This window comes from Azohydromonas australica DSM 1124, from assembly GCF_000430725.1.
Taxonomy (GTDB): Bacteria; Pseudomonadota; Gammaproteobacteria; order Burkholderiales; family Burkholderiaceae_C; genus Azohydromonas; species Azohydromonas australica.
Window position 1 is genome coordinate 386,888 of sequence record NZ_KE387203.1, and the last position, 24,628, is coordinate 411,515.

General features: G+C 70.6%; 24 protein-coding genes. 8 read left to right on the top strand and 16 right to left on the bottom strand.

Annotation, left to right across the window (positions count from 1 at the left end):
- Positions 1-38 precede the first annotated feature (38 nt).
- The 9 genes from H537_RS0120885 to H537_RS0120925 all read right to left on the bottom strand — a co-directional run bounded on the left by H537_RS0120885 (position 39) and on the right by H537_RS0120925 (position 8,746).
- Positions 39-1,193 (bottom strand): hypothetical protein, encoded by a 1,155-nt coding sequence (locus H537_RS0120885; RefSeq protein WP_028999395.1) that lies wholly within the window; start codon positions 1,191-1,193, stop codon positions 39-41.
- 128 nt (positions 1,194-1,321) lie between these two features.
- Positions 1,322-1,804, bottom strand: a complete 483-nt coding sequence (locus H537_RS0120890; RefSeq protein WP_028999396.1) for a hypothetical protein — start codon at positions 1,802-1,804, stop codon at positions 1,322-1,324.
- A 194-nt stretch (positions 1,805-1,998) separates the two neighbouring features.
- Complete coding sequence (locus H537_RS0120895; protein ID WP_028999397.1) at positions 1,999-2,880, bottom strand: formate dehydrogenase accessory sulfurtransferase FdhD; 882 nt, start codon at positions 2,878-2,880, stop codon at positions 1,999-2,001.
- Between the two features lie 27 nt (positions 2,881-2,907).
- Positions 2,908-3,288, bottom strand: coding sequence for a hypothetical protein (locus H537_RS0120900; RefSeq protein WP_028999398.1), 381 nt, complete (start codon positions 3,286-3,288; stop codon positions 2,908-2,910).
- Between the two features lie 19 nt (positions 3,289-3,307).
- Positions 3,308-4,438 carry a formate dehydrogenase subunit gamma gene (locus H537_RS0120905; RefSeq protein ID WP_028999399.1) on the bottom strand — a complete coding sequence of 377 codons (1,131 nt, stop codon included), beginning with the start codon at positions 4,436-4,438 and terminating at the stop codon, positions 3,308-3,310.
- A 19-nt stretch (positions 4,439-4,457) separates the two neighbouring features.
- Positions 4,458-4,712, bottom strand: coding sequence for a hypothetical protein (locus H537_RS0120910; protein WP_051243032.1), 255 nt, complete (start codon positions 4,710-4,712; stop codon positions 4,458-4,460).
- Positions 4,709-5,359 (bottom strand): formate dehydrogenase FDH3 subunit beta, encoded by a 651-nt coding sequence (fdh3B, locus tag H537_RS44475; RefSeq protein WP_051243033.1) that lies wholly within the window; start codon positions 5,357-5,359, stop codon positions 4,709-4,711. The genes H537_RS0120910 and fdh3B overlap by 4 nt, the downstream gene beginning before the upstream one ends.
- 33 nt (positions 5,360-5,392) lie before the next feature.
- Complete coding sequence (locus H537_RS0120920; protein ID WP_028999401.1) at positions 5,393-8,389, bottom strand: formate dehydrogenase subunit alpha; 2,997 nt, start codon at positions 8,387-8,389, stop codon at positions 5,393-5,395.
- 144 nt (positions 8,390-8,533) lie between these two features.
- Entirely contained in the window at positions 8,534-8,746 is a 213-nt protein-coding gene (locus H537_RS0120925; protein ID WP_028999402.1) for a hypothetical protein, read from the bottom strand.
- 413 nt (positions 8,747-9,159) lie between these two features.
- Here H537_RS0120925 and H537_RS0120930 point away from each other — a divergent pair, with 413 nt between their 5' ends.
- A complete protein-coding gene (locus H537_RS0120930) occupies positions 9,160-10,548 on the top strand; it encodes a sigma-54-dependent transcriptional regulator (RefSeq protein WP_238446746.1) in 1,389 nt (462 codons plus the stop codon).
- Positions 10,548-12,524 carry a sensor histidine kinase gene (locus H537_RS44480; RefSeq protein WP_043459526.1) on the top strand — a complete coding sequence of 659 codons (1,977 nt, stop codon included), beginning with the start codon at positions 10,548-10,550 and terminating at the stop codon, positions 12,522-12,524. Before H537_RS0120930 ends, H537_RS44480 begins: the two co-directional genes overlap by 1 nt.
- A gap of 23 nt (positions 12,525-12,547) precedes the next feature.
- Here the strand turns inward: H537_RS44480 and H537_RS0120940 are convergent, their stop codons facing one another.
- Together H537_RS0120940 and H537_RS44485 are read right to left on the bottom strand one after the other, a co-directional pair.
- Entirely contained in the window at positions 12,548-13,090 is a 543-nt protein-coding gene (locus tag H537_RS0120940; protein WP_043459370.1) for a DUF3455 domain-containing protein, read from the bottom strand.
- Between the two features lie 130 nt (positions 13,091-13,220).
- Positions 13,221-13,760 (bottom strand): DUF3455 domain-containing protein, encoded by a 540-nt coding sequence (locus H537_RS44485; protein ID WP_043459372.1) that lies wholly within the window; start codon positions 13,758-13,760, stop codon positions 13,221-13,223.
- Between the two features lie 232 nt (positions 13,761-13,992).
- Here H537_RS44485 and H537_RS0120950 point away from each other — a divergent pair, with 232 nt between their 5' ends.
- The 4 genes from H537_RS0120950 to H537_RS0120965 all read left to right on the top strand — a co-directional run bounded on the left by H537_RS0120950 (position 13,993) and on the right by H537_RS0120965 (position 17,664).
- The gene (locus tag H537_RS0120950; protein WP_028999405.1) at positions 13,993-14,727 is read left to right on the top strand and encodes a GntR family transcriptional regulator; all 735 of its coding nucleotides are present in this window, start codon (positions 13,993-13,995) and stop codon (positions 14,725-14,727) included.
- A gap of 110 nt (positions 14,728-14,837) precedes the next feature.
- The gene (locus H537_RS0120955; RefSeq protein WP_028999406.1) at positions 14,838-15,824 is read left to right on the top strand and encodes a tripartite tricarboxylate transporter substrate binding protein; all 987 of its coding nucleotides are present in this window, start codon (positions 14,838-14,840) and stop codon (positions 15,822-15,824) included.
- 5 nt (positions 15,825-15,829) lie between these two features.
- The gene (locus H537_RS0120960; RefSeq protein WP_043459528.1) at positions 15,830-16,678 is read left to right on the top strand and encodes an amidohydrolase family protein; all 849 of its coding nucleotides are present in this window, start codon (positions 15,830-15,832) and stop codon (positions 16,676-16,678) included.
- Entirely contained in the window at positions 16,675-17,664 is a 990-nt protein-coding gene (locus H537_RS0120965) for a Bug family tripartite tricarboxylate transporter substrate binding protein (protein WP_028999408.1), read from the top strand. The genes H537_RS0120960 and H537_RS0120965 overlap by 4 nt, the downstream gene beginning before the upstream one ends.
- A 38-nt stretch (positions 17,665-17,702) precedes the next feature.
- Here H537_RS0120965 and H537_RS0120970 read toward each other — a convergent pair whose 3' ends face one another.
- The 5 genes from H537_RS0120970 to H537_RS0120990 all read right to left on the bottom strand — a co-directional run bounded on the left by H537_RS0120970 (position 17,703) and on the right by H537_RS0120990 (position 21,836).
- The gene (locus H537_RS0120970) at positions 17,703-17,918 is read right to left on the bottom strand and encodes a hypothetical protein (protein ID WP_028999409.1); all 216 of its coding nucleotides are present in this window, start codon (positions 17,916-17,918) and stop codon (positions 17,703-17,705) included.
- A gap of 16 nt (positions 17,919-17,934) precedes the next feature.
- Complete coding sequence (locus H537_RS44490; RefSeq protein WP_064736010.1) at positions 17,935-19,200, bottom strand: aminotransferase class I/II-fold pyridoxal phosphate-dependent enzyme; 1,266 nt, start codon at positions 19,198-19,200, stop codon at positions 17,935-17,937.
- A 61-nt stretch (positions 19,201-19,261) separates the two neighbouring features.
- Complete coding sequence (locus H537_RS0120980; protein WP_028999410.1) at positions 19,262-20,506, bottom strand: MFS transporter; 1,245 nt, start codon at positions 20,504-20,506, stop codon at positions 19,262-19,264.
- Between the two features lie 11 nt (positions 20,507-20,517).
- On the bottom strand, positions 20,518-21,258 hold the full coding sequence (locus tag H537_RS0120985; protein WP_238446747.1) for an iron-containing redox enzyme family protein: 741 nt from the start codon (positions 21,256-21,258) through the stop codon (positions 20,518-20,520).
- Between the two features lie 26 nt (positions 21,259-21,284).
- A complete protein-coding gene (locus H537_RS0120990) occupies positions 21,285-21,836 on the bottom strand; it encodes a GNAT family N-acetyltransferase (RefSeq protein ID WP_043459374.1) in 552 nt (183 codons plus the stop codon).
- A gap of 224 nt (positions 21,837-22,060) precedes the next feature.
- Here H537_RS0120990 and H537_RS0120995 point away from each other — a divergent pair, with 224 nt between their 5' ends.
- Together H537_RS0120995 and H537_RS0121000 are read left to right on the top strand one after the other, a co-directional pair.
- A complete protein-coding gene (locus tag H537_RS0120995) occupies positions 22,061-23,038 on the top strand; it encodes a GlxA family transcriptional regulator (protein ID WP_028999413.1) in 978 nt (325 codons plus the stop codon).
- 198 nt (positions 23,039-23,236) lie between these two features.
- Positions 23,237-24,559, top strand: a complete 1,323-nt coding sequence (locus H537_RS0121000; protein WP_028999414.1) for an amidohydrolase — start codon at positions 23,237-23,239, stop codon at positions 24,557-24,559.
- Positions 24,560-24,628: the final 69 nt, after the last annotated feature.

A 24,628-nucleotide genomic window follows, 5' to 3' on the forward strand; every position in this document is an offset into this window, starting at 1 on the left:
CGCGCGGCCGCGGCACGGGCCGCGGCGGGCGCGGGGGCTCAGAACGCCAGGGCCAGGCCCAGGGTCAGGAAGCCGTAGCGCTTGTCGAACTGGCCGGCGCTGACGCTGTTGTAGGTCATGGGGATCTCGCCCAGGAACTGGTGCGACAGCACCTGGCCGCGCAGGAACACCAGCGACTTGTCCGTGGGCTTGTAGCCGGCCTCCAGCACCAGCACCTGGTTGCTGCGCACCGGTGCGCCGCCACGGGCCTTGACGGCGTCCTCCACGTCGCTGCGGCGGTGCGTCATGTGCAGCAGGCCGCCGCGGAACAGCCAGTCCCCGCTGCGCCACGTGGCGTTGATGCCGGCCTGGTAGGTCAGCGCGTGGTAGCGCGCTTCCTTGTTGATGTCCACGCCGAACTGGTTGCCGCCGCTGGGCTCCTTGATGCTGAAGGTGGAGCCGTTCTTGTTGGTGCAGTCGGCGGTGACGTAGTCCTGGCTCAGCTGCGCATTGCACAGCGAGTTGCCGTAGGCCACCGTGCCGGAGACGCCCGAGAGCGTGACCCGGCTGTAGCCGATGCCGGCGATGCCGTTGACGTGCAGGTTCGCGGTCACCGGCCAGCCGCCGATCACGTCGAACTGCAGCTGCGTGTCGCGCGGCTTGTCGGCATGCAGGGAGCGGAAGGTGTAGTCCGTACCGGCGTTGGAGACCTTGAAGTTGAGCTCGCGGTCGAAGCCGGGCGCGGTGTCGCCCCAAGCGCTGGCACGCAACGCGAGCTGGGGCTGGCGCGCGCTCTCGTAAGGCTCGGGCTCGGCGCCCAGCAGCAGGTACTGGCCCGCGACCTGCCACGTCGTGACGTCGGCGTCGAAGCTCTTGAACACCAGACGGCGCTTGGTCAGCCCGCCTTCCAGGTACAGGCGCGGCGTCACGGCCCAGGCGCCGCGCAGGCTGCGGCCGTAGTAGTCGCCGCTGGTGGTGGAGGCACCGTCGGGGCGCAGCTTCAGGAAGTCGACGCGGTCGTTGGCCACGTCGTAGCCCAGCTCCAGCTCGAACGTGGAGTCGCGCGCGCCCACGTGCGTGGGCTGCGTGCTCAACAAGGCGTCCAGCGGCGCGGCCTCGGCCGTGCCGCACAGCAGCGCGAGGGCCGTGCAGGCCCCCAGGACGGGAGAAGCGTGGCGCAGGAACGAACCGGCGCGACGATGAAGGAACGACATGGTGCAGGCGGTAGCGGTCGGGTACACAGCGCCCTGGCGCGGGCACTGCGACACCGATGGAACAAAAAAAAGCGGCTTGGAATCAAGCCGCTTCGGATGCTGCGGAGGGCCCCTGAGGGCCCAGAGCCTTACTGCGCAGCCTTGATGGTGACGTTGCCGCTGAAGCCCACGCCGCTGACGCTGCCCAGCAGGCCGCCGGCGACGCTCTTCACGTCAACCTTGGTGCTGGCCAGGGCCTTCTTGTCGGTCGTGCGCAGGTCGAGGTTGGAAATCGCCGCGGTGACCGTGAACGTGCCCTGGATGCCTTCCCAGTAATCCAGGCCTGCCTTGTTGGCGATGGAGTTGGTGCCCAGGACGCGGGTCACGAGGCCGCTGTAGTCGAGCGTGAGCTTATTGTTCTCGATGCGCACCACCTTCGTGCCTTGGCTGTCGCCCATCTTGAAGCTGCCGCTGACTTCGCTGGCGTTGCCCTTCTTGCCGTACACGTGCACCGTGGCGTCCGCCGGCACCGACAGCGACAGCTGGTTGTTCGCACCCAGCGTGAACACCACCTTGTCGATCATGGCCGTCAGGGCACGGCCGCTGCTGGCGGCGCCCTGGACCTCAACCATGTTTAGGGTAAAAACCGTTCAGCCGGGGCCCAAGGCACGGCGGCCCCGCACCCACAGCAGCGCTCCGGAAGCAGCAAACCGGACACGGTGCAATCACGGCGGCTACGGCAGCCTGCCCAGTGCAATGAGAGGGAATCGCCCGGGCGAGCGCCGGGCGTGATGTCAGGCAGGCCCGGCGGGCCTGCGGGTGCGGCTCAGCTTGACCGCACCACCCGCGCCACCGGCGGCGCAGGCTCGGGTTCGGCGTCAAAGCGCTCGAAGCCCGAATAGCACAGGAAGTGGCGGTTGGCCGCGCGCCCGAAGAGGGTCATGCCCAGCCGCGTGGCCAGCTCGTGGCCCATCTGCGTCACGCCGTTGCGGCTCACCACGATGGGCACGCCCATCTGCGCCGCCTTCATCACCATCTCGCTGGTCAGCCGCCCGGTCGTGTAGAAGCTCTTGTCCGCCCCGTCCACGCCGCGCATCCACATCCAGCCGGCGATGGCATCGATGGCGTTGTGGCGCCCCACGTCCTCCACGAACCACAGCAGCTCGCTGCCGCGGAACAGCGCGCAGCCGTGCACCGAGCCGGCCTTGCGGTGGATGCTCTCCATCTGCATCTGGCGCATGCGCTCCAACTGCGCCGCCAGCGTGGACTGGCGGATGCGGGCCTGCGCCGCCGAGGGCAGGCGCAGTTCCTCGAAGCTCGCCATCGCGTCGCCGAACACCGTGCCCTGGCCGCAGCCGGTGGTCACGATGCGCTTGGCCGTCTTGCGCTCGAAGTCCCGCACGCCCTCGCGAGTCTTCACGGCGGCGGCCGAGACTTCCCAGTCCACCGTGATCGACTCCACCTCTTCCACCGAGCCCACCAGGCGCTGGTTGCGCAGGTAGCCCAGCACCAGCAGCTCCGGCGCCGCGCCCAGCGTCATGAGCGTGACCAGCTCGCGCTTGTCCACGAACACGGTCAGCGCCCGCTCGTTGGGCATGTGCAGCACGCGGCGCTGGCCGTACTCGTCCAGCACCTCGACCTCGCGCGTGAGCGCCGCGCCGGTGTCGGTCAGGCGCGGCAGCAGGGGCATCGTCGAAACGGGTTGCATGGCAGCCATGCTACGGGCCCTCGGCTTTCAGGGCTTCTGAGAGGGCACTGCCGGGGCAGCGGGCGTGGCCACGGCCGCGGTCGCGGTCGCGGTCGTGGCGGAAGCCGCAGGCGCGGCAGCCGCCGCCTCGGGCGGCGTGTACACGAAGGGGCCCGGGTCGGCGCAGGCCGGCGTCGCCACCACCTCGCCCACCGGCTTGCCGGCCTTCTTCTGCTCGGCCAGCGTGCGCGCGGCCACGCGGTCGTTGGCCTTGCACAGTTGATAGGCGGCGACCTTGTCGCCCCACGCCGCCTTGGCCTTGGCTTCCTCGGCCTTGGCCTTGGCTTCGTCGGACAGCGGCGGCAGCTTGGCCAGGGCAGCCCCGGCGGCCAGGCTCAGCGCCAGGGCGGGAATGAATGCTTTGTTCATGTCTGGATTCCTGAACACATCACGCGCGGGGCGTGGCGATGGGGGTCGCGGGCGGCGTGGCGGCGGCCGAACGCCGCGCGGGGATCTTCCCGGCCTTGACGTCGTTGAACCACAGCTCGTGGTGCTCGCGCGCCCAGTCCTCGCTGACGTAGCCGTTGCGCATGGCGCGGTACGCGCCCTTCACGCCGATCGAGCCCATGTAGATGTGCCCCATGAACAGGCACATGATCAGGATCGTCGAGACGGCGTGCAGCATGTGCGCCCAGTGCATCTGGCCGCGCGTGTAGTCCATGTCCGGGATCAGCTTGTCCAGCACCAGCCCGGAGCCCACCACCATGCTGCCCAGCCAGAACATGCCGACCCAGAACAGCGTCTTCTCGCCGGCGTTGAAGCGGTGCGAGGGCACGTGCTGCCCGGTGAAGAGCCCGCCGCCCTTGAGCGCCCACTGCCAGTCCCAGGCCCTGGGCCAGTTGTCGCGCGCGAAGGTCAGCAGCATCACCACCATCGACACGGCGAAGGCCGGGCCGGCGAAGTTGTGCGCGGTCTTGAGCGCGTAGGTGAGCCAGCCGAACAGCGTCGCGCCCAGGACGGGCAGCAGGAAGAACTTGCCGAAGGCCATCACGATGCCCGAGACGGCCAGCAGCAGGAATGCGCCGGCGTTGACCCAGTGCGTGGCGCGCTCCAGCGGCGTGAAGCGCTCGATGGTTGCGGGCTTGTGGTCGTCGTGGCCCATGGGGCCGCGCTTCCAGTAGAACAGCCCGATGGCCAGCGCCACGATCAGCAGCAGCGAGCCGCCGTAGGGGATGAGCCAGCGGTTGCGCACCTGGCGCCAGGCCTCGCCGGCGTCGGTCAGGCCGGAGCCCGGGTACTGCGTGAAGCGCTGGATCAGCACGCCCTTCTCCACACCAGGCAGCGTGGTCAGGCCCTCGACGACGCCGCTCTCGCGCACGCTGCGCCACATCGGCGCGTTGTTGCCGGGCTGGCTCCTGGCGCGCTCGGCATTGGTTTCATCGGCGCGCGGCTCGGCCGGCGCGGCGAAGCCGGCCGGCGCCGAGGCGCCCGCGCCGGCCGCGGACTGCGCCAGCGCCGGCAGGCCGCCGGCACCGGCCAGCGCCACGGCCAGCAGGAGTTTCTGGATCAAGCCTCGCATGGCTTCTCCTTCGGTGGCGTCACTGCTGCGGCGCCGCGGCGGCCGAGCGCGAATACTCGTTCTGGCCCTGGCCGCGGGTGCGGATCTGCTGTTCCCAGCTGGCGCGCTCGCCGGCATTCCAGCCCGCGGCGCTGTACGCGGCCTGGCCGCCGGTGTAGGCCGGCGTGTCGGACTTGACGTGCTTGGCGCCCAGCTCCTGCGAGCGCTCGCCGCAGCCCGCCAGGGCCGAGAGCGCCGCCGCGGCGGCCACGATGAGCCTCAGGCGCGCGCTCACGACTTCACCCCCGCCTTCACCGGCTCGACCTTGGCGCCGCCGTTGCCCTGCTGCGGCTGCGAGGGCTTGCCGTAGGCCGTGCCCCAGCCCCACACCTCGCTGCCCTTGCCGCGCTGCACCACGCGCTGGCGGAAGATGTCCGCCACCACGTCGCCGTCGCCGCCCAGCAGCGCCTTGGTCGAGCACATCTCGGCGCAGATCGGCAGCTTCCCTTCGGAGAGGCGGTTGCGCCCGTACTTGTCGAACTCCGCCTCGGAGCCGTTGGCCTCGGGGCCGCCGGCGCAGAAAGTGCACTTGTCCATCTTGCCGCGCAGGCCGAAGGTGCCGTTGGTGGGGAACTGCGGCGCGCCGAAGGGGCAGGCATAGCTGCAATAGCCGCAGCCGATGCACACGTCCTTGTCGTGCAGCACCACGCCCTCGTCGGTGCGGTAGAAGCAGTCCACCGGGCACACCGCCATGCACGGCGCGTCGGAGCAGTGCATGCACGCCACGGAGATGCTCTTCTCGCCGGGCACGCCGTCGTTGAGCGTGACCACGCGACGGCGGTTCACGCCCCAGGGCACTTCGTGCTCGGCCTTGCAGGCGGTGGCGCAGCTGTTGCACTCGATGCAACGCTCGGCGTCGCACAGGAATTTCATTCGGGCCATGTCAGGTCCTTGTCTCTTTCAGCTGCTGGGACTTCAGGCGCGCTCGATCTGGCAGAGCGTCGTCTTGGTCTCTTGCATCATGGTCACGCTGTCGTAGCCGTAGGTCGTGGCGGTGTTGACCGCCTCGCCGCGCACGATCGGCATGGCGCCCTGCGGGTAGTACTGCGCCAGGTCGATGCCGCCCCAGCGCCCGGAGAAGTGGAAGGGCAGGAACACCGTCTCGTCGTTGACGCGCTCGGTCACCAGCGCCTTGACGCGGATGCCCTTGAAGCCCGGCACCGCCTCCATCGGCGGCGTCTTCACCCACACGTACTCGCCGTTGCGGATGCCCCGGTCGTTGGCGGCCCTGGGGTTGAGCTCCACGAACATCTCCTGCTGCAGCTCGGCCAGGTACGGGTTGGAGCGCGTCTCCTCGCCGCCCCCCTCGTACTCCACCAGGCGGCCGCTGGTCATGATCAGCGGGAAGCGCTGGCCGATGTCCTTGTTCTTCTCCTGCACGCTCTTGTAGAGCGTGGGCAGGCGCCAGAAGGCTTTCTTGTCGTCGTGCGTCGGGTACTTGGCGATCAGCTCCGGGCGGTTGGAGTAGATCGGCTCGCGGTGCTGCGGCACCGGGTCGGGGAAGTTCCACACCACGGCGCGCGCCTTGGCATTGCCGAAGGGATGGCAGCCGTGGTTCTTCATCACCACGCGCTGGATGCCGCCGGAGAGGTCGGTCTTCCAGTTCTTGCCTTCCGCGGCCTTCTGCTCGGCCTCGGTCAGCTCGCCCCACCAGCCCAGTTTCTTGAGCAACAGATGGTCGAACTCGGGGTAGCCGGTGGTGATGTCGGCGCCCTGCGAATGCGAGCCGTCCTCGGCCAGCAGGCTCACGCCCTCGCGCTCCACGCCGAAGTTCGCGCGGAAGTTGCCGCCGCCCTCCATGACGTGCTTGCTGGTGTCGTAGAGGTTGGGCGAGCCCGGGTGCTTGAGCTCCGGCGTGCCGTAGCAGGGCCAGGGCAGGCCGAAGTAGTCGCCGTCCAGGCTGTAGCCGCTGGCCTTGTCGATGCCGCCCTTGGCGCGCAGCGTCTTGACGTCGAAGACGTGCATGTTGCGCATGTGCGCCTTCAGGCGCTCGGGGCTCTGGCCGGTGTAGCCGATGGTCCACAGCGCCTTGTTGATCTCGCGCAGCACCGACTCGGGCTCGATCTCCGGCAGGTTGCCCTTGCCCGGGACCATCTTGTAGCCCTGGGTGAACTCCTTGCCGAAGCCGAGCTTGTCGGCCAGCTGGCCCATGATCATGTGGTCGGTGCGGCTCTCCCACAGCGGCTCGATCACCTTCTCGCGCCACTGGATGGAGCGGTTGGAGGCGGTGCAGGAGCCGCTGGTCTCGAACTGCGTGCACGCGGGCAGCAGGTACACGGCGCGGTTCGGATTCGTGTCCTCGGCGCGGCCGGGCATGGCCGCCATGCCGGCGGTGGCGCTGGGGAACGGGTCGATCACGACCAGCAGGTCGAGCTTGTCCATCGCCCGCTTCATCTCCAGGCCGCGCGTCTGGGAGTTGGGCGCGTGGCCCCAGAAGATCACGCCGCGCAGGTTCGGGTCCTGGTCGATGAGCTCGTTCTTCTCCAGCACGCCGTCGATCCAGCGCGACACGGTGATGCCGGGCTTGGTCATCATCCCCGGGGCGTAGCGCTTCTTGAGGTCCTCGAACTCCAGGCCCCAGACCTTGGCGAAGTGCTTCCACGCGCCCTCGGCCAAGCCGTAGTAGCCGGGCAGCGAGTCCGGGTTGGGGCCGACGTCGGTGGCGCCCTGCACGTTGTCGTGGCCGCGGAAGATGTTGGTGCCGCCGCCCGACTTGCCCACGTTGCCCAGCGCCAGCTGCAGCAGGCACGAGGCGCGCACGATGGCGTTGCCGATGCTGTGCTGGGTCTGGCCCATGCACCACACGATGGTGCCGGGGCGGTTCTCGGCCAGCGTCTTGGCGACCTTGTAGGTGGTGTCGCCGTCGACGCCGCAGACCTCCTGCACCTTGTCCGGCGTCCACTTGTTCAGCGCTTCCTCGCGCACCTTCTCCATGCCGTAGACGCGGTCGTGGAGGTACTGCTTGTCCTCCCAGCCGTTCTTGAAGATGTGGTGCATCACGCCGAACAGGAACGCGATGTCGGTGCCCGAGCGGATGCGCACGTACTCGTCGGCCTTGGCCGCGGTGCGGGTGAAGCGCGGGTCGACCACGATCACCTTGCAGCCGTTCTCCTTGGCATGCAGCAGGTGCAGCATCGACACCGGGTGCGCCTCGGCGGCGTTGGAGCCGATGTAGAGCGCCGCCTTGGCGTTCTGCATGTCGTTGTAGGAGTTGGTCATCGCGCCGTAGCCCCACGTGTTCGCGACGCCCGCGACGGTGGTGGAGTGGCAGATGCGCGCCTGGTGGTCGCAGTTGTTGCTGCCCCACAGGCTCATCCACTTGCGCAGCAGGTAGGCCTGCTCGTTGTTGTGCTTGGACGAGCCCACGACGTACATCGCGTCCGGGCCGCTCTGCTTGCGCAGCTCCAGCATCTTGGCGCTGATCTCGTCGAGGGCCTGGTCCCAGCTGATGCGCTGGTACTTGCCGTCCACCAGCTTCATCGGGTACTTCAGGCGGTATTCGCCGTGGCCGTGCTCGCGCAGCGCGGCGCCCTTGGCGCAGTGCGCGCCCATGTTGATGGGCGAGTCGAACACCGGCTCCTGGCGTACCCACACGCCGTTCTCGACCACGGCGTCCACCGCGCAGCCCACCGAGCAGTGGCCGCACACGGTGCGCTTGACCTCCACCTTGCGGCTGCCGTCGGCCGCAGCGGCGGGCTTGTCGGAAGCCTGGGCCTTCTGCACCAGGCTCAGCTGCGAGGCGGCGATGCCCACCCCCACGCCCAGGCCCGAGCGGCGCAGGAAGGCGCGGCGGTCCAGCGTGCCGATGGCGCGGCGGTTGAAGGTGTCGATGCCGCGGGTCAGGCTGGAGACCAGGCCCGAGGCAGGTTGGCCGGCGGCGGCCGGCGTGGCGCTCTTGCGCGTGAGCAACATGGGAGATCCTCTTCGTGAGGCGTCCGCGAACCGCTGCCACCCGTTCGCCCTGAGCCTGTCCAAGGACAGGCTCAGGGCAAGGGGCTTCGACCAGCTCAGCCCGAACGGGCTTTCAAAAGGTTCGGGAACCTCGTGTTCCGTGTCTTAGATGCGCGCCGTCTGGTAGTAGCGCAGCACGTGCGGCGTGACCTGGTAGCCGTCGCCCTGGGCGGGCTCGGCGGCGGGCTGCGCCGCGGCCACCGGGGCGGGCGCGGGATCGCCCTTGGGCAGCACGGCCGCGGCGGCGGCCAGGGCACCCACGGTGCCGGCGCCGGCCAGCGCGCGGCGGCGCGACAGTTTGGATTGGGGCTCGCTCATGGGTTCTCCTCGGCGGTTCATCGTTCGGGGTGCGGCCGGCAGCGCATCGGCTTGGGCCGTCTCGTGAGCCGCGCTCCAGGCACGGGGCGCAGCGGGTCAGGGCTATGCAGCGCCGTGCCTAAGGGGCAGCGGCGCGTTGGCGTCGCAAGCTGTTGCACGGCCCGTACCAAGGCACACACGACTCGCAAAGCCTTTGGCATCAAGCACTTGCGTCAGATCAAGGCTTGCTGCGGCGCAGCAGCGCGACAACTTGGCGTTACGGCGCGCGACAAGTTGTCGCAGCGCGTCCTGGGGCCGTTGGCAAGTCCGGATACTCATTCCGGGGGGCCTTCCTACAATCCGGCCCGCTGCGGCCTGCCCGGCGCCTTTCCCTCTTCTGCCTGCCCGCCCATCCCGAAGTGACTCCCAATCCCTTGCCTCTCTCCCCTGCCGAGCGCTGGCCGCTGGCCAGCGTGCTCGTGGTGGACGACGAGGAGGGCATGCGCAACTTCCTGACCAAGACGCTGGCCACGCGCTGCGGCCAGGTGCTGGCCGCGGGCAGCGCCGAGGAGGCGGCGGCGCTGTGTGCGCAGCACCGCTTCGACCTGCTGATCCTGGACATCGCGCTGCCGGGCAAGAGCGGCATCGAGCTGCTGCGGGAGCTGCGCGAGCAGGGCCACTCCGGCGAGGTGATCCTGATCACGGCCTTCGCCGACCTGGACACCGCCATCCAGGCCCTGCGCGCCGGCGCGTCGGACTTCATCCTCAAGCCGTTCCGCATCGCGCAGATCCTCAACGCCATGGCGCAGTGCCTGGAGCGCTCGCGGCTGGCGCGCGAGAACTTCGTGCTCAAGCGCACGCTGTCGGAGAAGCGGCCGGCTTCGCCGCTGGACGGCTTCGTGGGCAACTCCACGGCGATGGCCTCGCTGCAGCACGCGCTGCAGCGGGCCGCCGCGGTGCCCAGCACCGTGCTGCTGTCGGGCGAGTCGGGCACCGGCAAGGAGCTGGCGGCGCTGGCGCTGCACGCGCGCAGCCCGCGCGCGGCCGGGCCCTTCGTGCCGGTGAACTGCGCCACGCTCTCGCCGGAGCTGATCGACAGCGAGCTCTTCGGCCACGCGCGCGGGGCCTTCACCGGCGCGGCCAAGGCGCGCGACGGCCTGTTCTATTACGCGCAGGGCGGCACGCTGTTCCTGGACGAGATCGGCGAGCTGCCGCTGCCGCAGCAGGCGGCGCTGCTGCGCGTGCTGGAGGAGCGGCGCATCCGCCCCGTGGGCAGCGAGCAGCAGATCCCGATCGACGTGCGCATCGTCGCGGCCACCAACCGCGCGCTGGCCGAGGAGGTGCGCACCGGGCGCTTCCGCAAGGACCTCTACTACCGGCTGCAGGTGATGGAGATCACGCTGCCGCCGCTGCGCGCGCACAAGGAAGACCTGCCGGCGCTGGTGTCGCACTTCATCGCCACGCTGGCGCCGCAGCTGGGGCTGGAGCCCATCGAGGTCAGCGACGCGCAGATGGACTACCTGCAGCAGTACGACTGGCCGGGCAACGTGCGCGAGCTGCGCAACCTGGTGGAGCGCTCGCTGATCCTGGGCGCGCTCAACGTGCAGGCGCTCTACCCCGGGCTGGAGCCCGCGCCGCAGCCGCGCGCCGGCTCCAGCATGGCTTCCGGCACCGCGCCCACCGACCTGCAGACGCTGGAGAAGCAGCACATCCTGTCGGTGCTGGAGTCCGTGAGCGGCGACAAGACGCGCGCGGCGGCGCTGCTGGGCATCTCGCGGCGCACGCTGGAGCGGCGCTGGGCGGAGTGGCAGACCGCGGGCTGATGCGCCATCCGCGCCACCTGGGCTCCATCCGCCGCCAGCTCCTGACCCTGGCGCTGCTGCCTGCGGGCGTGGCGCTGCCGCTGCTGGGGCTGGCGCTGTGGCTGTGGGGCAACCAGGCGCTGGACGCGCTGCTGGTGACCAAGGTGCGCTCGGACCTGGCCGTGGCGCACGGCTACTTCGAGCGCGTGCGCTCCGAGATGGGCGGCAGCGCCACGGCGCTGGCGGAGTCGCAGGCGTTGCAGTCCGCCCTGGCGCGCGGCGCCTCGACGCCGGAACTCAGCGCGCTGCTGCAGCGCTTCAAGGCGCGCGAGAAGCTGGACTTCGTCAACCTGCGCGACGCCCAGGGCCGGCTGCTGGTCACGGACTTCGGCGCGCCGCCGGTGGACAGCCGCGCCGGCTGGTTCGAGGGCCCGGCGCAGCGCTCGGCGGTGGAGGTGCTGGCGCCGCAGGACTTCGCGCTGCTCGCGCCCACGCTGCAGTCGCGCGTGGCGGTGCCGCTGCTGCCCACGCGCAACGCCACGCCCACGGGGCGCACGACCGAGGAGCGCGCCCTGGTGCTGGTCGGCCGCGCGCCGGTGACGGACGAGCGCGGCCGCGTGCGCGCCTACCTGCAGGCCGGGCTGCTGCTCAACCGCAACCTGGACTTCATCGACCACCTCAACGAGATCGTCTACCCGGCGGGCGCCCTGCCTTTCGGCAGCCGCGGCACGGCCACGCTGTTCCTGGACGACCTGCGCGTGACCACCAACGTGCGCCTTTTCGACGGCGACGGTGCGCGCCGCGCCATCGGCACGCGCGTGTCGCAGGAGGTGCGCGAGGCGGTGCTGGGCCGCGGCAGCACCTGGCTGGACCGCGCCTTCGTGGTGGACGACTGGTACGTCTCCGCCTACGCGCCGCTGGCCGACGGCCAGGGCCGGCGCGTGGGCATGCTGTACGTGGGCTTCCTGGAGCAGCCCTTCACGCGGCTGAAGGTGGGCGCGCTGCTGGGCATCGGCGTGCTGTTCTTCGCCGTGATGGGCGCGGCGGCCTGGCTGTCGCTGCGCCGCGCGCGCGACCTGTACCGGCCGCTTGGGCGCATGACGAGCACCATGCGCGAGGTGCAGGCCGGCCACCCGGCGCGCGTGGGGCCGCTGCAGGGCAGCGAGGAGCTCGACGCCCTGGGCGCGCACCTGGACGGGCTGCTGGACACCGTGGACGCGCAGACGCGCGCGCTGCGCCAGGCCAATGCCGAGCTGGACGCCAAGGTCGAGGCGCGCACGCGCGAGCTGCAGGCGGCGCAGCAGCAGCTGCTGCGCAGCGAGAAGATGGCCTCCATCGGCCAGCTCACGGCCAGCATCGCGCACGAGGTCAACAACCCGATCGCCGTGCTGCAGGGCAACCTGGACCTGATGCGCGAGTTGCTGGGTGAGCACGGGGAGAGCGTGCGCGACGAGTTGAAGCTGGCCGACGAGCAGGTCGAGCGCATGCGGCTGATCGTGGCGCAGCTGCTGCAGTTCGCCCGTCCCACCGAGTACGCCGGCTACGTGCAGGCGGTGGAGCCCTCGCAGGCGCTGCAGGACTGCCTGCGCCTGGTGGGCCCGCAGCTCGCGCGCAGCGGCGTGCAGGTGAAGAAGGACTTCAACCACACCCGCACGGCGGCCATCAACCGCCAGGAGCTGCAGCAGGTGCTGGTGAACCTGCTGCTCAACGCGCTGCAGGCCATGGGCCAGGGCGGCGTGCTCACGCTCTCGACCCGCGACGAAGGCGACGGCGTGCTGCTGGCCGTGACCGACAGCGGCCCCGGGCTGGCGCCCGAGGTGCTGCAGGACCTGTTCAAGCCCTTCATGACCACCAAGCACGACGGCACGGGCTTGGGGCTGTGGATCAGCCACGGGCTGGTGGAGCGCTACGGCGGGGTGCTGCGGGCGCGCAACCGGGACGACGGGGACCGCGGGGCGGTGTTCGAGCTGTGGCTGCCGGGGGAGGCGGCGGGCTGAGGACAGCGCCGCCGGGCGTTGCCTTACTTCGCCCCGTAGAACACGTAGTCTGCCTGGTAAGAAACCGTCTGCTCCGCCCCCGCGCGGCTGGCGTCGCAGGGCGCGCTGGGGGGCACGCCCCCTTGGGTGTTCAGGCGCTGGATGTAGCTCACGCCCGTCATCGCACCCTGGCCCATCGCCGGCTCGGCTTGCACCAGCTGCAGCGGGATGCTACCCGCGCTGCCCGGCGCCACCGCCAGCTGCTTGCCCGTCACCTTGGAGCCGTCCGCGGCCTCCCAGGTCGGGCCGCCGTAGTACTTGCCGATCGCCTTCATGTCCTTGTCGTAGAGCGTGGCCATGGGCGCGACGAAGGCCCAGGCGTATCCGCCGGCCTGGTCGGCCCTCTCGCGGCAGGCGTACCGGATCTCGCCCTTGCCCACCGACCACAGCTTCATGGCATGGCCCGCGGGCACCTGCACCGGCCCGGGCAGCGCGGCGTTGTCCACGTTGGCGAGCACCGGGCCGGCGGCCGCGACGGCCACCAGCAGGCAGGACTGGATAAAAAAGGAACGGGCGATGGCGGGCATGGCGTTTCTCCTGTGAACGGGGTTGGCGCGGATTCATTGCGTGCCGCGGCGCTCGCCGCCGGCACACCACCCCGTACGCAGCGGCCCGCCGTTCGGATGCACGGCGCCGCATCCCGGCTGCGCCGCGCCCTCACCTCGGCCCGTAAAACACGAAATCCGCCTCGTACGCCACCCGCCGCTCCCGCCCCTCGCGGCGGGCGTTGCAGGCCTGGGCCGGCGCGCCGCCGCCGCGGGTGTTGAGACGCTGGATGTAGCTCACGCCGCTCATGGTCCCCTGCCCGCTGGCGCCTGCCGCGCGCAGCAGTTGCAGCGGCAGGTGCCCCGCCCCCGCGGGCGCCGGCGCCGCGGCCAGTGCCCGCCCGATTACCCGCGAGCCGTCCACCGATTTCCAGGTCGGCCCCTCGAAGGACCAGCCGATCTCGCGCCGGTTCAGGTCGTACAGGCGCGCTGCGGACAGCCCGGGCACCCAGGCGTAGCCGCCCTCCACCCCCGCCTGCCGGCGGCAGGCGTAGTGCACCTCGCCCCGGCCCAGCGACCACAGCCGCAGCGCATGCCCCGGCGGCACCTGCACCGCCGCGGGCAGCGCGGCGTTGTCCACGATGGCGCCGGCACCGGCACACCACACCCCGGCCAGCCCGGCCGCGGCAAGAAGGCGAGAAGGGAAAGTCACGGCGCTGCTCCTGCATCGCGCGGCGGCTTCCGGCGGGCGTCGCCCCCGCGCCGCGGGGCGCCGCTCCCCACCGCGCAGGGCCTGCGGATGCCCGCAGGCCGCCAAAGAACAGCACGGCCCCTGCCCATGCACCAGCCGCCACGGCCCCCGACCGCGCACCGTAGTTCCCCCAGGTGTCCTTGGTTCGACACCCAGTCATACTTCAGTCCTCTATAGGACTAGATGAATTTCCATGGAACCCTTGCGCCTGGTACAGCCCGAGCCCGGACAAAGCCGCTACGCCGCGCTGGCCGCCGCGCTGCGCGCGCGCATCGTGGCCGGCGAGTGGCCTCCGGGCTCGGCCATCCCGTCGGAGCAGACCCTGGCCGGCGAGCACGGCGTGGCGCTGGGCACCATGCGCCGTGCGCTGGAGCTGCTGACGGAGCAGGGTTTCATCGAGCGCAGCCACGGCCGCGGCACCTTCGTGAAGCCGGCGCTCAACGGCGCCTCCATGGCGCGCTTCTTCCGCTTCGGCGACGGCAGCGGGCAGGTGCCGGCCTCGCGCATCCTGTCGCGCGACGCCCTGCCCGCGCCGGCCGAGGTGGCGCGCAGCCTGGGCTGCGGCCCCGGCGAGACGGCGCTGCGGCTGCGCCGGCTGCGCCTGCTGGCGCAGCGGCCCTGCCTGCTGGAGGACATCTGGCTGCCGCTGCCGCTGTTCGCGCCGCTGGCCGAGGGCGACCCGGCCGGCTGGGGCGACCTGCTCTACCCGCTGTTCGCCCAGCGCTGCGGCGTGCACGTTCACCGCGCGGTGGACAGCATCGGCTTCGGCAGCCTGGCCGCGGAGCAGGCGCATGCGCTGGAGCTGCCGCCGGGCCATCCCTGCGCCCGCGTGCAGCGCCAGGCCTTCGACCTGGCCGGCCGCTGCATCGAGAGCCGCACCACGCTGGGCGACGCCAACGCCTTCCACTACACGGTGTCGATCACCTGAGACCCCCGCTTGCCCCGGACCCGGCGGCAGGCCTGCGGGCCGGCGGCGCCACAGGGCCAGGCCCGGGACCCTCCCCCTTGAACCGCCGCCGTTTCCCGGAAAGAAGACCCATGACTGCCCCCGCTTCCTGCTCGCGCCGGCGCCTGCTGGCCGCCGCTGCCCTGCTGGCCGCTCCCGGCCTGTCGCGCGCGGCCGGCGACATCGCCGGCGGCAAGCCCATCACCCTGGTCGTGAGCTACCCGCCCGGCGGCGGCGCCGACGTGATGGCGCGCCTGATCGCGCCGCGCCTGGCCCAGGTGCTGGGCCAGACCGTGGTGGTGGAGAACAAGCCCGGCGCCAGCGGCACCATCGCCGCGACGCAGGTCGCGCGCGCCACGCCCGACGGCGCGACGCTGCTCTTCGACGCCTCCAACTACGCCGTCAACCCGGCGCTGTTCGACAAGCTGCCCTACGACCCCGCCACCGCCTTCGCGCCGCTGGCGGTGCTGGCCACCTTTCCCAACGTGCTGGTGTGCACGCCGGGCTTCGAGGCGCAGTCGGTGGCGGACGTGATCCGCCTGGCCCGCGCCAAGCCCAACACCCTGGCCTACGCCTCCTCCGGCAACGGGTCGGCGCAGCACCTGGCCGGGGCGCTGTTCGAGCAGCTCGCCAAGGTGGACCTGACGCACGTGCCCTACCGCGGCGGCGGCCCGGCCATGAGCGACGTGATGGGCGGCCAGGTGCCGCTGTTCTTCGCCAACGTGGCGTCCTCGCTGGGGCACATCCAGTCCAAGCGGCTGCGCCCGCTGGCGGTGACCTCGAAGCTGCGCACGCGCGCGCTGCCCGAGGTGCCGACGCTGGAGGAATCGGGCCTCAAGGGCTACGAGGTGCTGGAGTGGAACCCGGTGCTGGCCCCCGCGGCCACGCCCGCGCCGGTGCGCGCGAAGCTGGCCGCGGCGCTGCGCGGCGCCATGGCCGACCCCGAGGTGCTGGCGCGCGTGCGCAGCCTCGGCGGCGAGGTGTTCGCCGGCGACGAGAAGGCGGCCGCCGCCTTCCTGCAGCAGCAGCAGGCGCTGTGGACCAAGGTGGTGCGCGAGCACCGCATCACGCGGGAGTGAGCGCCATGCGGGAGCCGAGCATCACCCGCTCTTCCAACTCCACCGGCAACGCCGGCTGGGACTGCCACGTGCACGTGTTCGACGCCGCCGCGCCGGTGCAGCCGGGCCACTACGTGCCGGTGCACCGGCCGCTGGGGGCCATCGAGGCGCTGGCCGACGCCCACGGCGTGAGCCACCTCGTGCTGGTGCAGCCCAGCGTCTACGGCACCGACAACGGCGTGATGCTGCGCGCGCTGCGCCAGGGCGCCGGGCGCCACCGCGGCGTCGCGGTGGTCGATGCGGACGTGGGCGAGGCGGACCTCGACGCGATGCACGCCGCCGGCGTGCGCGGCGTCCGCTTCAACCTCGTGTCGCCCGTGGGCCACCAGGGCGACGCCCGGGCCGCGCTGCGCGCCCTGGCGCCGCGGCTGCGCGCGCGCGGCTGGCACGTGCAGTGGTACGCCCGGGCCGGGCACCTCGCCGGGCTGGCGGCGCTGCAGGCCGAGGTGGATCTGCCCTTCGTGCTGGACCACTTGGCCGGCCTGCACGCCACGCTGCCCGCCGGCGACCCGGCCTGGCAGGCCGCCGCCGCGCTGGCCGCGGGCGGCGCGTGGATCAAGCTCTCGGGCTGGTACCGGCTGCAGTCGGTGGAGCCCTACGCCGCGCTGGAGCCCGCCATCGCGCACGCCTTCGACCTTTTCGGCCCGCGCTGCGTGTGGGGCTCGGACTGGCCGCACACCAGCTTCGCGCCCGACGCGCTGCCGCTTTACGACTCCACCCTGGCGCCGGTGCGCCGGGCACTGGGCGACGCCGCCGCGGCGCGCCTCCTGCGGGACCATGCGCCCGCGCTCTACTTGCAGGACCAAGAGCCATGAACGACTTCCCCACCACCCGCCGCCAGTGGCTGGCGATGAGCGCCGCGGCCGGCACCGCCGCGCTGTGGCCCGGCCTCTCCGCAGCCCAGGCCTGGCCGGCCAAGGCCGTGCGCTTCGTGGTGCCCTTCGCGCCGGGCGGCAGCTCCGAGATCGTGGCCCGCGCCACGGCGGCGGAGATGACCAAGTCGCTGGGCCAGTCGGTGTACGTGGACAACAAGCCCGGCGGCGCCGGCAACGTCGCCATGGGCGAGGTGGCGCGCGCGGAGGACCAGCACACGCTGATCCTCGGCCACATCGGCACCCTGGCCGTGAACCCGTACATCTTCCCCAAGCTGCCCTACGACCCGAACAAGGACTTCAAGCCCGTGAGCCTGCTGGCCAAGGTGCCCAGCCTGTACGTGGTGCACCCGGACCTGCCGGTGAAGAACCTCAAGGAGCTGGTCGCGCTGGCCAAGGCCAAGCCGGGCCGGCTCACCTACGGCTCGGCGGGCAACGGCAGCGCGGGGCACCTGGCCATGGAGTACCTGAAGATGGCCAGCGACAGCTTCATGCTGCACGTGCCCTACCGCGGCACCGGCCCGATGCTCACGGACCTGATGGCCGGGCGGCTGGACGCGGCCTCGGTGGGCGCGCCGGCCATCATCCAGTTCATCAAGGCGGGCAAGCTGCGCTGCATCGCCACCGGCACGGCGCAGCGCATCCCGCAGCTGCCCGACGTGCCCACCGTGGTCGAACAGGGCTTCCCAGGCTTCGAGATGACGCAGTGGTACGGGCTGCTGGCGCCGTCGAACCTGTCGCAGGCCGCGCTGGACCGCCTGGCCCCGGCGGCGGCTGCCGCGGTGAAGACGCCCGCGTCGCTGGAGCACTTCAAGACCGAGGCCGCGCTGGCCGTGGGCAGCACCCCGGCGGAGTTCGCCGCCTTCATCGCCGCGGAACAGAAGCGCTGGAAGCCGGTGATCGAGCGCGCGAAGATCAAGCCGGATTGAGCTTCGCCCGCTGTTGCGGCGGCGGCCCGCGCCTCTGCTCAATAGGCGCAAGCCGCCCGCATCAGCACCCCGTCGTCCACCCGCAGCCGGCCCAGCGCCAGCGGGTCCACCTGCAGCCCGGCCCCGAAGGCCAGCGCCATGGTGAGCAGCCAGGCCCGCGTGCGCCGCGGCGAGCGGCAGCGCCGCGCGGGCAGCAGGAAGGGCAGCGCCAGGCTGGCCGCCAGCATCAGCCGGAGCAGGGCTTCGAGCAGCATCGCGCGGCCGCCGGGTTCAGGACGGCACGTGGAGGCCGTCTTCCTCCTCCGCCAGGCAGCCTCCCGCGTCGCACCCCTCCTCTTCGGGCTCCGGCTCGGGCTCGCGCATGGACACCACGCTCAGCGCCTCGTCGAGGTCGGCCATCAGGTCGGCCGGGTCCTCCAGGCCCACCGACAGTCGCACCAGGTTGTCGCGGATGCCGCTGAGCCGCCGCTCCTCGGCCGTGAGCCGGCAATGCGTGGTGGAGGCCGGGTGCGTGACCATGGAGCGGGTGTCGCCGATGTTGGTGGCGATGGCCACCAGCTTGAGCGCGTCCACGAAGCGCCAGGCGTCCTCCTGCGACTGTCCCACCTCGAAGCTGAACACCGCGCCGTGCCCGGTCTGCTGCTGCAGGATCAGCGGGCGCTGCGGGTGCTCGGCCATGGCGGTGTAGTGCACGCGGCCCACGCGGCCATGCGCGCCCAGCCAGCGCGCGAGCTGCTCGCTGCTGCGGCTGGCGCCGCGCACGCGCAGCTCCAGCGTCTCCAGGCTCTTGAGCAGCATCCACGCGTTGGTGGCGCTCAGGGTGCCGCCCAGCGTGCGCAGCACGCCGCGCAGGTCGGCCATCAGCCGCTCGCTGCCCAGCACGGCCCCGGCGACGCAGCGGCCCTGGCCGTCGATGTACTTGCCCGCGGAGTGCACCACCACGTCGGCACCGTGCTCCAGCGGGTTCTGGAACACCGGGGTCAGCATGGTGTTGTCCACCGCCACCAGCGCGCCGCAGGCATGCGCCAGCGCCGCGATGGAGCGGATGTTGCCCACCTGCTGCACCGGGTTGGAGGGCGACTCCAGGAACACCAGCCGGGTGTCGGTGTCGATGGCGCGGCGCCAGGCGTCGAGCTTGGTCAGGTCCACCGTGCGCACCTGCACGCCCAGCTTGCCGAAGTAGTGGCGGAAGGCCGTGAGCGTGGTGCCGAACACGTCGCGCGAGACCACCACGTTCTTGCCCGCCTCCAGCCAGGCGTGCCCCAGCGCCGCGATGGCGGCCATGCCTGAGGCGAAGGCCACGCCGTCCTGCGCGCCCTCCATGGCGGCCAGGCGCTTCTCGAAGGAGCTCACCGTCGGGTTGGAGAAGCGCGAGTAGACGTTGCCCTTGGCGCTGCCGCTGAACTTGCGCGCGGCATCGGCCGCCGACCGGAAGACGTAGGCCGACGTCGTGGCGATTGGCTCGCAATGCGCGTCGGACAGGTCCTGGTAATGCGCCTCGTGGACGGCCCGGGTGGCCCTGCGGTAAACGTTCATGTCTGACCCCTGCCAATGAACGGTGAGCGGTGACGGATGGCGAAAGCGCGGGCCGGATCCGCTACTCGGTGCGGGTGCTCGCCAGCACCGGCGCCCCGGCGGCGCCTTCGGCGCGCTCGCGCAGGCCGAGGAAGCTCGCGAGCCCGCCCAGCGCCGTGAGCAGGGCCAGCGCGGCGACCACGCCGTCGTAGCGGCCGCTGCGGTCGTAGCCCCAGGCGCCCAGCTGCACCGACGCGAAGGCGCCGACCTGGTGCATCAGGAACAGCAGCCCGAACACCTGTCCCTTGACGGCCGCGCCGTAGCGCTCGAAGCAGTACATCGAGGTGACCACCACCGTGCCGAGGTAGCTGGCACCGAACACCACCGCGAAGCCCACGGTCTGCCACTCGCTGCCGCTGGCCAGCAGCAGCAGCATCGCCACCGAGCGCATCAGGTAGAAGCCCGCCAGCAGCGAGTGCTTCTTCCAGTGCATGGCCAGCCAGCCGGTGAACAGGCCGCTGACGAGCTCCAGCACGCCCAGCAGGCTCAGGCTCAGGCCCATGCGCGCGCGCGGCGCGCCGGCGTCCTGCCAGAAGGCCACCAGGTGCACGTCGATGAAGGCCATGGTGGCGCCGCAGCCCAGGAAGCCCAGGCCCAGGATGTAGAAGCCCGGGTCGCGGCACACCTGGCGCCACACGCCGGCCTGGCTGGCGGCGGCGGCCTGCGGCTGCGCCAGGCCGGCCTGCTGCATCGAGCGCGCGCCGAACCAGGCCAGCAGCGCCACCGGGCCCGCCAGCAGCGCGCCCACCGCCGCGAAGGCCTCGCTCCAGCCCAGCTGCGGCTGCAGCGCGATCCACAGCGGCGACAGCACGATGAAGCCGATGGAGGTGCCGTTGGTGACGATGGCGAAGGCGAAGCCCTTGCGCTGGTGCTCGAACAGCCGGTCCACCAGCACGCCCATGGGCACGTAGGTCATGGCCGCCAGCGCGAAGGCCCCGCCGATGCCGTAGGCCAGGATGAAGACCGGCAGCGACTGCGCGAACACCGTGGTGCCCATCATCGACACGCCCCCCACCACCGCGCCGATGACCACCGTGCGCAGCGGGCCGATGCGGTCGCTCAACGCGCCCACCACGGGCGACATCAGCCCCGTGACGAGCATGAACAGCGCGCCCGACCAGGCGAAGTCGGTGCGCCCGCGCCCGAAGTGCTCGGCCAGCGGCACGAAGTACACCTGGTACGCGCCCTTGATCGTGGTGGAGAGGAACATCACCACGAAGCCCAGCGCCACCAGGCGGTGGATGAGGTAGCGGTCTTTGCCGGCCATGTCCGCTCCCGTCAGGCCAGCGCGGCCGCGGGCTCGCGCACGGCCTCCGAGCCGCTGCCGCAGTACTCGCGGTACATGTTCTCGTACATCGCGTAGAACAGCCGGCAGGTGTGGTCCACGGCCTCCAGCGCCTCGCGCTGCATCTGCGCGGTGGTGCAGATCTCGGACACCAGGCCCAAGCCCTGCTCGACGTGCCCCACGTCCTCCTGCTGGTGCACGGAGAAGAACAGCAGGTCCTCGGTCTGCAGGCCGTAGGCGCGCGCCAGCAGCTCGTGGCGCGGCTCGCCGTCGGAGGTTTCGAGGTTCTGGCCCTCGCTGGCAATCATCACGGCCGCGGCGCCGACGTGGTAGCGCGCCGGGTCGCGCACCGCCTCCAGCCGGTAGTCGATGAGCTCGCGCGTGGCCGGCAGCGGCTGCACCGCGTCACGCTCCTCGTCCGACACACCCAGCGCACGGAGGAAGTCCTGCATCAGCACTTCGTGGTTGTCGGTCTTCGACAGCCGCCCGGTCTGCTCCTCCCACAGGTTGTAGAGCAGCGCCGTCCGGTACTTGGGATGCGGGCAGTAGAAATACAGGTGGTCGATGTAGCTCAGGAAATGCTTGGTCAGCTGATAACCCTGCAGCGCCACCTTGCGCAGCAGGTCCAGGTCCGCATACTGCTCGTCGAACAGCAGCTTGAAAATGGGATGCGACAGCGTCAGGTGACGGTGCAATTCAGCCCGAAGCGCTTCCTTGAAAACCAGCTTGTCCATCATGCTCATATTCCTCGTGTAAAGGATCAGCCTTGCGGAAACACCCGTGCCCGCAGCGAGGCGGTGGTTTGCACCATGAAATGCCCGCGATGGCTGACGCCGCCGAAACGGGCATAGTCCTCCAGCACACCGTAGGTCTGGAAACCATATCGCTGCCACAACCGGTGGGCACGCGTGCCTTCGCGAACGTCCAGCACCAGCTGCTCGACGCCCAGCGTTTCCGAACGCTTGACGATTTCCCTGAATGCCAGATCCACCAGCCCCCGGCCTCTGAACCGGCGTGCCGCGACACCCTTGCTGATCTCGGCGCGGTGGCGGCAATTGGGCATGCCCGAGATGCTCAATTGGGCCATGAACGCCGGTTCGCCACCCACGCGCACCAGAAAAACGTGGCAATCACCCGAAGCCACGCGAATATCAAGGGCCTTGACATAGGCATCGGCTTCCGCCTCGGTCATCGGCGCCGCATAACCCAGCGTACCCTCGTCGGCCACGGCCTCATTGATCAGGGCAACAATCTCACGACCGTCACAGGCATCGGCGCCGGATATCCAGCCATACTTCACGTCAGAGTCCATCACCGGCCCCGCATAACACTTCAGTTACCAATACTAACAACCGAACCAATATTTAAATAGCAAATATCCAGTCGCAGACAGCAAAAAAACGGACATTTGAAAGGAGGAGGTCTTGTCAAGGGTCTTCCTCATGTAAAAATCCGTTAACCCGTCTAGGAAGGCAACAAAGATGACATTCCCATTGGGCCGGCTTGTAGCGGCGGACGCAATGGAGGCGCCGGATGATGAATAGGGCTTTTTTCCTGGTGCTGCCCAACGTGCACATGCTCGACTTGGCTGGCCCCCTGCAAATCATCACGACGCTGGCCGAGCTGGGAATCTCCAGCCTGGAAATCCATTGCATTGGCCCGCAGACCGACGTGAGGGCGTTTCAGCAGGTGATGCTGGGCCAACTGTCGTCCCTGCCCGAAAAACTCGATGCGGACGACGTCGTCTTCGTGATCGGCAGCAAGCTCGATAACGAACTCATGTCCTCGCGAGCCTGGTTCGATACGGCCGCCTGGCTCAAGAACCAGGTGCTGGGCCAGAAGAATCCACCCTGCGTGGCCGGTATCTGCACCGGCACCTTCTTATTGGGCCAGGCGGGTTTGCTGGACGGGCGCCTGTGCACCACGCACCACCAGTTCATGCAGCAGCTGCGGCGCCTGCATCCAGCGGCACAAGTGGTGGACAACCGGATTTGCGTGCAGGACGGCAAACTCTGGACCTCCGCCGGCGTGGCCTCGGGCATCGATCTGGCGCTGCAATTGATCGCGCAATTCTTCGGCGACCACGTGGCGATCCAGGTCGCACGCGAAAACGTGGTTCATTTCCGCCGATTCAGCAATGACCCGGAACTGGCCGTGAAATTCCGCTACCGTGCCCACGGCAACCAGCTCGTCCACACCATGCAGGACGAGATTTCCAACAACCTGTCCCGCGCCTGGACCTGCGAGGCCCTGGCGCGAAAATCCGGGTTCAGCAGCCGCCACCTGGCCCGCATTTTCAAGGCCGAGACGGGCATCACCATGAAGCGCTACCAGATGGAATTGCGCATGGACCTGGCGCGGCGGCTCATCACCGGCTCCACGCTCACGCTGGAGCGCATTGCCGAGCGCTGCGGCTTCAGCAGCATGCAGGCCTTCCGCTCCAACTGGAACAAATGCGAGAACGTCCCGCCCTCCCAAATGCGGCACGCGAGCCGCCAGCCGGAAATGGAGTGAGCTGATCCCCGCATTTCGCGCGCCCGCGCAAAGCGCGAAACGCGGGACCCGCGTTTTACCCACACCCCTCAAAGACCGTTCGGGCCGAGCCTGTCGAAGGCTCCGCCATGCCCGCGCACCTGCGCGTGCCCTTCGACAAGCTCAGGGCGAACGGGGTTTGTTTTCTCGACCCAAGACCTCCCTGCCTGTTCTTTGCCCATGCCCCGATCCCTTTCCCTTGCCCGGCGCGCGCTGCCGGCGCTGCTGGCCTTTCTGCTGTGCGGCGCCGCGGGCGCCCAGGACGACACCGAGCTGCAGGCGCTCATCGACCAGGTCCAGCCCAAGGCCGTGGCCTGGCGGCGCGACATCCACGGCCAGCCCGAGCTCTCCGGGCAGGAGGTACGCACCGCGCGCCTGGTGGCGCAGCACCTGCGCGCGCTGGGCCTGGAAGTGCAGACCGGCGTGGGCGGGCACGGCGTGGTCGCGCTGCTGCGGGGTGCCCAACCCGGGCGCGTGGTGGCGCTGCGCGCCGACATGGACGCGCTGCCCGTGGAGGAAGCCACGGGGCTGCCCTTCGCCTCGCGTGCCAAGGGCCTCCACCAGGGCCAGCTGGTGCCGGTGGCGCATGCCTGCGGCCACGACGGCCACACGGCGCTTCTCATGGGCACGGCCGAAGTGCTGAGCCGCATGAAGGAGCGGCTGCGCGGCAGCGTGAAGTTCATCTTCCAGGGCGCCGAGGAAGGCATCTCCGAGGGCCAGCCGGCCGCCGGCGCCAGCTGGGGCGCCAAGGCGATGGTCGAGCAGGGCGTGCTCGACAACCCGAAGGTGGACGCGATCTTCGGGCTGCACATCGCGCCTGTCCTGCCCGTGGGCGCCGTGGGCTGGCGCAGCGGCGTGCTGATGGCCGGCGCCGACTCGATGCGCATCAGCGTCAAGGGCGCCTCCGCGCATGGCGGCATGCCCTGGAACGGCGTGGACCCGATCCCCGTGGCGGCGCAGATCGTCACCTCGCTGCAGACCATCGTCAGCCGCCAGCTCGACATCACGCAGGAGCCCGCGGTGCTCACCATCGGCTCCATCCACGGCGGCAACCGCGACAACGTCATCCCGGAGTCGGTGGAGATGGCCGGCACGCTGCGCACCTTCGACGAGGGCATGCGCGCCGACGCCAAGCGCCGCATCGCGCGCACGGTCGAGGCCGTCGCCTCGGCCGCCGGCGCCAGCGCCAGCGTGCAGTTCGGCCCCACCGCCTACGCCGTGACGCACAACCCGCCCCAGCTGGTGGAAAGCGCCCTGCCCTCGCTGCGCCGCGCCACCGGCGGCAAGGTGGTGCCGCTGCCGCGCCTGAGCGCCTCGGAGGACTTCTCCGAGTTCCAGAAGGTGGTGCCGGGCTTCTATTTCATCCTCGGCGCCATGCCCGAAGGCAAGACGGCCGCCACGGCCGCGCCCAACCACTCGGCCGGCTTCGACTTTGACGAGCGGGCGCTGGCCGTGGGCATGCGCGCACTGGTGACGCTCACGCTCGACCAGCTCGCCCGCTGAGGCGGCGCCCAGGCGCGGGGGGTGGCATCGGCGCTGTAACTACCGGTGGCGACTGTGGCCAAACAATGC